This window comes from Pseudomonas sp. K5002 (assembly GCF_013386655.1).
GTDB lineage: Bacteria > Pseudomonadota > Gammaproteobacteria > Pseudomonadales > Pseudomonadaceae > Aquipseudomonas.
On record NZ_JACARK010000435.1, the window covers coordinates 1 to 5,748 of the forward strand.

At 60.2% G+C, this 5,748-nt stretch carries 4 protein-coding genes and 1 pseudogene; 3 read left to right on the top strand and 2 right to left on the bottom strand.

From position 1 onward, the window contains the following. Nucleotides 1-209 (top strand): annotated as a pseudogene (locus HX846_RS19730) (hypothetical protein); the annotation flags it as partial. Beyond that, the gene (locus tag HX846_RS19735; protein WP_003211114.1) at nt 209-595 is read left to right on the top strand and encodes a sel1 repeat family protein; all 387 of its coding nucleotides are present in this window, start codon (nt 209-211) and stop codon (nt 593-595) included. The pseudogene HX846_RS19730 and the gene HX846_RS19735, both read left to right, overlap by 1 nt. 1 nt (nt 596) lies before the next feature. Here the strand turns inward: HX846_RS19735 and HX846_RS19740 are convergent, their stop codons facing one another. Then, nucleotides 597-2,375, bottom strand: coding sequence for a bifunctional diguanylate cyclase/phosphodiesterase (locus HX846_RS19740; protein WP_023659268.1), 1,779 nt, complete (start codon nt 2,373-2,375; stop codon nt 597-599). A 112-nt stretch (nt 2,376-2,487) separates the two neighbouring features. Next, nucleotides 2,488-4,569, bottom strand: coding sequence for a carboxy terminal-processing peptidase (locus HX846_RS19745; RefSeq protein ID WP_023659269.1), 2,082 nt, complete (start codon nt 4,567-4,569; stop codon nt 2,488-2,490). Between the two features lie 138 nt (nt 4,570-4,707). Here HX846_RS19745 and HX846_RS19750 point away from each other — a divergent pair, with 138 nt between their 5' ends. After that, the gene (locus HX846_RS19750; protein WP_087694978.1) at nt 4,708-5,670 is read left to right on the top strand and encodes a zinc-binding dehydrogenase; all 963 of its coding nucleotides are present in this window, start codon (nt 4,708-4,710) and stop codon (nt 5,668-5,670) included. Nucleotides 5,671-5,748: the final 78 nt, after the last annotated feature.

Consider the following 5,748-nt stretch of genomic DNA (forward strand, 5'->3'; position numbering starts at 1 on the left):
CGCTGGATGCCAAGGCCGACCAACCACTGCGCAGTTCCCTGGTGATCAGCCAGGGCGCCAGTCGCCTGCCACGTACCGGTTTCTTTGAATGTGTGGAGCGTCTCGGGCGCTTCTGCGGGCCGTCCGATGGCGTGGCCGCGGCGTCGTGGCACGCATCCGAAGTGGTGCGGGTATTTGAGTACGATTATCCCGAGTCAGCGGAGGCGTAGTGTTCTGGAAGCTCAAGGCGTATGCCAGTTACTGGCTGGCGCGCAAGTTGTTTCATTGGTCCTGGTTCGTGCGACAGCCGCGTGGCTGGCAGTGGCTTGAAGGCCAGTTCGCGCGCATGGCCAATCTGGGCGACGTAGGAGCACAGAGTTTCTACGGACATATCCTGACGTTTCGTGGCAAGGGCCTTGGCGCCCGTGAAGAAGGCGTACGACTGTTGCGGCTGGCGGCCCTGGCCGGCGACGGCAAGGCGGCCTATCAGATTGGGGTGTTGAGCCTTGCGGGCAGCCTTGGCAAAGCGCCTGATCCGCTGGAAGCGGCACGCTGGTGGAAAATCGCCGCCCGAGCCGGGCACCCGTTGGCGCAGATGCGCCTGGAGCAACTCTGATCTAGAGCGGCTGCGGTTCTGCCTGGCCCAACTCCAGGCTGTCAATCACATGAATGCTGTAGCCCGCCACGTTCTTCGCGTGGTGCTTGGCTTGCGAGGCCAGTTCCGCCAACTGGCTGGCATCGAGTTGTCCACAGGCCTGTGGATACAAATGCACCACGCCGATGGACAGCGACAGCAGCGCAAACTCCTGGCGCACGCCCTGGCGGTTCAGTGCAACGAAACAGCCCGCGTCCAGATGCTCGCTGCGATAGAAGCGCCGGCACTGGGTGTGGAAGTCGTCCAGCAACTGGTTCAGCCGCTTGCGCCAATCCTGCGGCCCCAGCACCAGCAAAAAGTCATCACCGCCGATATGCCCGACGAAGTCGCGGCTGGGGTCTACCCGGTCGTTCAGGCATTGCGCCAGGCACAGCAGCACTTCATCGCCCCGGCCATAGCCGTAGATATCGTTGAATGGCTTGAAACTGTCGATATCGACGTAGCAGATCACAGACTCGCGTTGTTGCTGCAACAGCCGCGTCAGGCACTGCTGGATGGGGACGTTGCCCGGCAGCAAAGTCAGCGGGTTGGCATAGCGTGCCTGCTGGATTTTCAGCTCGGTAATCAGCTTGAGCACATCGATCACCCGGCCCAGCCCCAGATAATCGCCGTTGAGGGTGATGATGAAATCTTCCTCGATCCGCTGGCGTGCGCGACTGGTGAGCAGGCGGCTGACCTGCTGCAAGGACTGGCTCAGTTCCACCGCGAGAAAGTCATCACTCATCAAGCGGCTGATGGGCTTGCGGGCGAACAGATCGGTGGCGAACGGCTTGAGCAGCGCATCTGACAGCGAGTGCCGGTGCACGATGCCAATCGGGTGGCCACGCTCATCCAGCACCGCCAGGGAATTGAGGTTGGCCTGGCGCCGGAAGGCTTCCAAAACCTGCGCCGTGGCAGTGTGCTGGCCCACGGCCGGTTGTTCGTTGAGCAGGGCGCTGAGGTCGCTGCCTTCGTCGTTCAGCGCGACGTTGGCGTTGTCGGGCTTGGGCAGCATCAACCGCGCTTCCTGCGGCGGGTGTTCCTGGGGGCGGCAGAGCAGGTAGCCCTGCACCAGGTCAACGCCCATTTCCGTGAGCACCGCCAACTCTTCCGGCAACTCGATGCCTTCGGCGATGACCTGGGCCCGGGAGGCCTTGGCGATTTGCAGGATGGAGCCGACAAACTCGCGCTTGAGGGCGTCCTGGTGGATGCCGTCGATAAAGTGTCGATCGATCTTCACGTAGTCCGGGCGCAGCTCCGACCACAGCCGCAGGCTGGAATAACCGGCACCCAGGTCATCCAGGGCAATCGAAAAGCCCATGGCGCGGTAGTGGTGCAGCGCGGTTTGCAGCAGTTGAAAATCGTCGGTCGGGGTTTGCTCGGTCAGTTCGATCACCACCTGGCTGGGCGGGATGCCGAAGTCGCTGAGCAGTTGCAGGGTACGGCCGGGCTGGTGGGCGGTCTCCAGCAGGGATTCGGGTGAGACGTTGAGAAACAGCTTGCCCGGCAGTTTCTGCTCGCTGAACCGCCGGCAGGCACTTTCCCGGCAGACCATCTCCAGCTCACTGAGACGCCCGGCGTGACGGGCCACGGAGAACAGTGCGACAGGGGAGTGCAACGGGCTGTTGGACGGGCCGCGACTGAGGGCTTCATAACCGATGACGCGTCGTTCAGACAGGGAAATGATGGGTTGGAACAGGCTGTGCAAACTGCCTTGAGCCAGGATTGAGCCCAATGCATTCAGCTGTTCGGTCATGGTCATGATTTTCTCGGGTCGAAAAAAAAGGACCTGCTTTGGCAGGTCCTTCATTTCACGACAGAATGATGTCTATTTGATGACACTCCGAGGAGCGTTCACATTAAATCGCCATCATTTACTGCTTGGCCACCGTCTTGCTGATTTTCAAGTAGTCCAGCAGGATGCGCCCGGTCTCGCTCAGGTAGGCATCATCTTCCGGCTTGGTTTTATCAGGCTCGGCGGCGATCGCGTCTTCGTCTTCTTTCTTCAGCTCCTTGAGTGGAGCTTCGCCTTTCGCCTTGCGGCGGGCGTTCTCCAGCACCAGTTGCTGATTCTCGATGTCGGTGTGCTGCGCACGACGGTCGGCTTCGTTCAGGCTGACGGTTTTCTCTTCCATCAACTTCTTGGCCAGGGCCAGTTTGTCGCGGATGAAGATGAACTCGGCATCCTTGGCGGAGCGGGCTTCGTGATCAGCTTTCAACTCTGCGATGTACGGTTTGAACGGGTCTACCGCAGGCTTGATCGCAGGACGGATAGTGTCCCACGGCATCGCCTCGGGCAGGGCGCTCTCGCCGATTTCCTTGGTGTCGATGATCGACGGGAAATCGACGTCCGGCAGTACGCCCTGATGCTGGGTGCTCTGCCCGGAAACCCGGTAGAACTTGGCCAGGGTCAGTTTCAGCTCGCCATGGTTCAGCGGCTGGATGGTCTGCACGGTACCTTTGCCGAAGGTCTGGCCGCCGATGATCAGCGCACGGTGGTAGTCCTGCATCGCGCCGGCAAAAATCTCCGAGGCGGATGCCGAAAGGCGGTTGACCAGCAACGCCATCGGCCCTTTGTAGAAGGCGCCCGGGTTCTCGTCTTCCAGCACGTCGACACGGCCGTCAGCGTTACGCACCAGCACGGTCGGACCCTTGTCGATAAACAGACTGGTCAGCTCGGTGGCCTCCTGCAGGGAACCGCCGCCGTTGTTGCGCAGGTCGATGACCACGCCGTCGACTTTTTCCTTCTGCAATTCTGTGAGGATTTTCTTAACGTCGCGGGTGGTGCTCTTGTAGTCCGGATCACCGGCGCGGAACGCTTTGAAGTCCAGGTAGAACGCCGGGATCACCACCACGCCGAGCTTGTAGTCCTTGCCATCCTGCTTGAGGTTGAGGACTTGCTTCTGGACGGCCTGGTCTTCGAGTTTCACCGCTTCACGGGTGATGGACACGATCTTGCTGGTCTGGTCGTTCGGTGCGTTGGTGTGCGGAATCACTTCCAGGCGCACCACGCTGCCCTTCGGCCCGCGGATCAGCTTGACCACTTCATCCAGACGCCAGCCGACCACGTCGACCATCTCTTTGTCGGCCTGGGCCACACCGATGATCTTGTCGGCCGGGGCAACCTGCTTGGTCTTGTCGGCCGGACCTGCCGGCACCAGACGCACGATCTTCACCTGGTCGTTATCGCTTTGCAGGACGGCACCGATGCCTTCCAGCGACAGACTCATGTTGATATCGAAATTTTCCGCGTTATCTGGCGACAGATAGTTGGTGTGCGGGTCGTAGGACATTGCGAAGGTGTTGATGTAGGCCTGGAAGATATCTTCGGCACGGGTCTGATCCAGACGTGCCAGCTGATTCTTGTAGCGCTTGGTCAACAGTTCCTGGATGGCCTTCGGCTCTTTGCCGGCGATCTTCAAGCGCAGGACTTCATCCTTGACGCGCTTGCGCCACAAGTCGTCCAGCTCGGCTTCGGTGGTCAGCCAAGGAGCGTCCTTGCGGTCAACCAGCAAGGTCTCTTTCTTGGTGAAGTCGAACTTGTCGACACCTTTGTCCAGCTCACCAATGGCGAAGTCCAGACGCGCTTTGACGCGGTCCAGGTAGCGCTTGTAGATGGTGAAGCCGGGCTGCAGGTCACCGCTCTTGAGGAAGTCGTCGAACTGCGTCTTCCACTTGTCGAACTCGGTGATGTCGCTGGCCAGGAAATAGCTGCGCGAGGGATCCAACAGCTTGAGGTAGCTGTCGTAAATGATCACCGAACGAGCGTCGTCCAACGGCGGCTTGCTGTAATGGTGGCGCTTGAGCAACTCGACGACGTTAAGGCTGGCAATCACCTCATCGCGATCAGGCTGAAGGTTGTCCCAGCTGTTGGCTGCGAACGTATTGCTCGACAGCGGCAAAAGGCCGATACCGATAAAAAGAGCGAGGGCGGTGCTGGGGAACAAATGCTTCATGCTGATTCGACGCGGGGGCAATTGATAACGCATATTAGGCCGTCTTTGAAGTCGCCGGTTCCATATGGGCCGGTCGCATAATGCAAAAAGCCCGACGCTACAGCAACGGGCTCAGTCCAGACTCACTATGGAGGCACTGTGAAAGCATTGCAAGGCGTTGAAGGTCATGTGGAGTGGCAAGAAGAGCCAAGTCCTACATGCGATGTAGGCCAAGTACGCATTCGCGTGGCGGCTGCGGGCCTGAATCGCGCCGATTTATTACAGCGTTCGGGGCTTTATCCGCCACCTCCCGGTGCCAGCCAGGTGCTGGGCCTGGAGTGTTCCGGGGTGATCAGCGAAGTCGGCGCCGGTTCGTCGTGGCAAGTGGGGGATCGGGTTTGCGCCTTGCTGGCTGGCGGCGGGATGGCTGAAGAAGTGGTGGTGGATGCGCGGCATGTGCTGCCGGTGCCGGAGGGCGTATCCCTGGTCGAAGCGGCCGGGTTGCCCGAGGTATACAGCACCGCGTGGTTGAACCTGTTCCAGTTGGCGGGCCTCAAGCCCGGCGAGAAGGTGTTGTTGCATGCCGGTGCCAGTGGGGTGGGCTCGGCGGCGATTCAGTTGTGCAAGGCGTTTGGCAGCCCGTGTTGGGTCAGCGTGGGGTCGGCGGATCGCCTTGCGTACTGTGAAGCGCTGGGGGCTCAGGGGGGTGTGGTACGTACTGACGGCATCGAGGGCTTGAGGGATTTTGGACCGTTCGATGTGATTCTTGACCCGGTGGGGGGGAATTACGCGGCGCTGAATCTCAAGCTGGTGGCGCGTGATGGGCGCTGGGTGTTGATTGGGTTGATGGGGGGGCGTGAGGCGCAGATCGATCTGGCGCAGGTGTTGGCCAAGCGTGTGCAGGTGTTGGGGTCGACGTTGCGCAGTCGGGATGATCAGTTCAAGGCTGACTTGTTCAGTGACTTGAGCCAGCATGTTTGGCCGTTGTTTGCCGAGGGGCGCTTGAGTCCGCAACTGGCCAGGACGTTTCCGATCAAGGATGCCGAGGCTGCGTTTGCGGAGCTGGCGACTAATCGGATTTCCGGGAAGCTGGTGTTGGTGATTGACGAGAGTCTGACCTGATTTCAGATGCGACATTTGTGTTGGGGGGAGTTGGGCTGGGTGTATATCCGTTATTTTCGTAACGGCGACTATTGGTTC